Origin of the sequence: Corallococcus sp. AB018 (assembly GCF_003986945.1) — a bacterium.
Lineage (GTDB): Bacteria > Myxococcota > Myxococcia > Myxococcales > Myxococcaceae > Corallococcus > Corallococcus exiguus.
Map to the genome: position 1 here is coordinate 1 of NZ_RAWR01000404.1, position 3,264 is coordinate 3,264.

The following is a 3,264-nucleotide window of genomic DNA, read 5'->3' on the forward strand; positions in this document are numbered from 1 at the left end:
GCGTCAGAAGTGAAAAATGAAAAAGAGAGACAGCGCCAGAGGTGCAGCTGTGCCTCCAGCACCTGAGGCCGGAGGAGCGGGACCGGGCCGCGCGGGCGCTGGGGCCGCTGGAGTCCGTGCCGCTCTACCGCGTGCAGCTGGAGGTGGAGCCGAAGGAGCGGCGCGTCTGGGGCAAGGTGCAGGTGGAGCGGGTGGCCAAGGGCCCCAAGCCGGTGACGGAGCTGTACCTGCGGCTGACGCCCAACACCCGCTCCCGCCAGGTGACGCTCTCCGGCGCGAAGCTCAACGGGAAGGCCGTGGCGCTGGAGCTGGGGCCGGAGCCCACGTTGCAGCGCATCACCGTGGAGCCGCCGGTGCCCCCGGGCGGCACGGTGTCGCTGGAGGTCTCGCTGAAGGGCACGGTGCCCAAGGCGGCACCGGGCGCGGAGTCGCTGCTGGGCTCGGGCGGGCTCCTGGGCGGCGGCGCGAAGGGGGGCTCGGACGACCACGGGGCCTTCTCCGCCACGGCGGACGTGATGAGCCTGGTGGGCGTGGTGCCGCAGGTGCCTCCCATGGATGACCAGGGCCAGCCGTGGGCCGGCCCGCAGGGCTCGGGGGACCTGGCGCTGTACGAGCCCGCGCACGTGCTGGCCACGCTCACGGTGCCGTCAGGCTGGGCGGCGCACACCACCGGGACGCCCATGGGCGCGGTGCCCGAGCGCGACGGCCGGGTGCGCTACAGCTTCGCGGCGGCGGCGGTGCGCGACTTCCCGGTGCTGGTGACGCGCGGCTACCAGTCCGCCACCGCCACGGTGAACGGCGTCACGGTGGAGAGCCACTTCGCGGCGCGGGACGCGGCGGTGGGCAAGCGCGTGCTCAAGTACGCGTCACAGGCCCTGACGGAGTTCGAGAAGCGGCTGGGCCCGCTGCCCTACACCCACTTCCGCGTGGTGCAGGCGCCCTTGAGCGGCGGCGCGGGCGGCATGGAGTTCCCGGGCCTGGTGACGGTGGGCACGTCCCTCTACCGCGCCAAGCAGGACCCGCTGTCCATGCTGGTGGGCATGCCCGGCATGGAGGCCTTCCAGGAGATGCTGAACGCGCAGGGCGGCGCGGGGATGCTGGCGCAGGTGGGCTCGCAGGTGGGGGCGTCCCTGGAGCGCACGCTGGAGTTCACCGTGGCGCATGAGGTGGCGCACCAGTACTTCGCGGGGCTCGTGGGCTCGGACCCCATCCACGACCCGGTGGTGGACGAGTCCCTGGCTCAGTACGCGGCGCTCCTCTACATGGAATGGGCCCACGGCCCGGAGGCCGCCGAGTCCCTGCGCAACGAGGCCCTGGTGATGCCCTACCAGTTCTTCCGGCTGACGGGCGGCAGCGACGGCCGCGCGGACCGGCCCACGGGCGACTTCGACGGCGGCGAGCTGGAGTACGGCGCGCTCGTGTACGGCAAGGCGCCGCTGTTGCACCACGCGTCGCGCAAGCTGGTGGGGGACAGCGCCTTCCTCAAGGCCCTGCGCGCGTACGTGGACACGTACCGCTTCAAGTGGGCGTGCAAGGCGTGCTTCACGCAGGAGCTGGCGAAGGCGAGCCCCGCGAACGCGAAGGCGCTGACGCAGCTGCGCACTCGCTGGTGGGAGGAGGCCCACGGCGACGAGGACCTGGGCGCGGCGGACCTCCAGGGGCTGATGGAGGCCATGGGCGGCGACATGGGCGGCGTGAAGCTGGACGCCCAGACGCAGCAACTGCTGGAACAGCTGCTGCCCCAGCTCATGGGGCAGTAGGGCCGCTTCAGTCGAACAGCGCCTGCACGAACTCGCGCGGCTCGAAGCGGCGCAGGTCGGCGATCTTCTCGCCCACGCCCACCCAGACCACGGGCAGCTTCAGCTCGTCGCAGATGCCGATGATGACGCCGCCCTTGGCGGTGCCGTCCAGCTTGGTGAGCGCGATGGAGCTGATGCCCACGGCCTCGTGGAACTGCTTGGCCTGCTGGATGGCGTTCTGCCCGTTGGTGGAGTCCAGCACGAGCAGGATTTCATGGGGCGCGCCGGGCAGCGCCTTGTCCATCACGCGCTTGACCTTCTTGAGCTCCTCCATGAGCGGGGCCTTGGTGTGCAGCCGGCCCGCGGTGTCCGCGATGATGACGTCCGCGCCTTCCGCCTGGGCCTTCTTCACGGCCTCGAAGATGACGGCGCTCGGGTCGCCGCCGTCCGGGCCCTTCACCAGCTGGGCGCCCGCGCGCTCGGCCCACACGTCCAGCTGCTCCGTGGCGGCGGCGCGGAAGGTGTCACCCGCGGCGAGCACCACCTTCTTTCCCTGGCCGGTGAGCTGCGCGGCCAGCTTGCCGATGGTCGTCGTCTTTCCGGCGCCGTTGACGCCCACCACCATCACCACGTGCGGCGGGCCACCGCCCGTAAGCGAACGCGGCACGGGCAGGTCCACCATGCGCGCCACCTCGTCGCGGATGGCGCCCTTGATGCGCTCCGGGTCCTTCAGCTCCGCGCGCTTGAGCTTGTCGCGCGCCACCTCCACCAGGTGGTCCGCGGTGCGCACGCCGATGTCGGCGGTGAAGAGGATCTCCTCCAGCTCCGACAGGACGGAGTCGTCCATGGTGCGCTGGCCGCCGAACAGGCCGTTGAGCCGCGCCATGAAGCCCTGGTTCTTCGTGCGGTCCAGCCCCTGCGCCAGCGTGCGGCCGCCCTCCGCCTCCACCTTGGCGCGCGCCACGGCGGCCTCGGCCTGACGGGCGGCCTCCGCCTGGGCGGCCTCCTGGGCGACGGCCTCATCGCGCAGGCGCACCGCTTCGACCTGCTCCCGCTTGCGGCGCTCGCGCGTCTCGTCGTCGAGCGCCTTCTTGGCGCGGTATTCGACGCGCTTGGCCTCCTCCTCACGCTCCTTGAGGGCGCGGACCTCCGCCTCCAGCCGGGCCTTCTCCGCCGAATCCTTCGCGGCGTGGGCGGCGAACGAGGCCGTCTCGCGCTGGCGGCGCAGCTCGTCCATGCGCGCGTGGGCGTCGTCCAGGTCCCGGCGCCGGGCGAGCTCCGCCTCGTTGGGCGGCAGCTCCACGCGCAGCTCGGGGCGCTCCTCGGGCAGCTGGGGCGCCTCCACCTGGGGCTTCCCGGGGGCTTCCGGCACGCGCTTCTTGCCGAAGAGCTTGCGCGCCGCCACGAGGGCCAGGACGACGAAGAGGACCGCGCCGCCAATGCCCACCACTTCGCCGCCGGTGAGTCCGGTGTCCGGCGGGGTGCCCGTGCCCGGCTGCGTCGTCCCGCCGCCGGGGGTAGGGGC

2 protein-coding genes are annotated in these 3,264 nt (G+C 72.7%); one reads left to right on the forward strand and one right to left on the reverse strand.

Going from position 1 to position 3,264, the window contains the following annotated elements; all coding sequences use genetic code 11:
• The first annotated feature begins 41 nt into the window (after nt 1-41).
• Nucleotides 42-1,760, forward strand: coding sequence for a M1 family aminopeptidase (locus D7Y11_RS42125; protein WP_126936476.1), 1,719 nt, complete (start codon nt 42-44; stop codon nt 1,758-1,760).
• Nucleotides 1,761-1,767: 7 nt separating this feature from the next.
• Here the strand turns inward: D7Y11_RS42125 and ftsY are convergent.
• Nucleotides 1,768-3,264, reverse strand: a 1,497-nt coding sequence (ftsY, locus tag D7Y11_RS42130) for a signal recognition particle-docking protein FtsY (RefSeq protein ID WP_233607583.1), incomplete at its 5' end; no start/stop codon positions are given.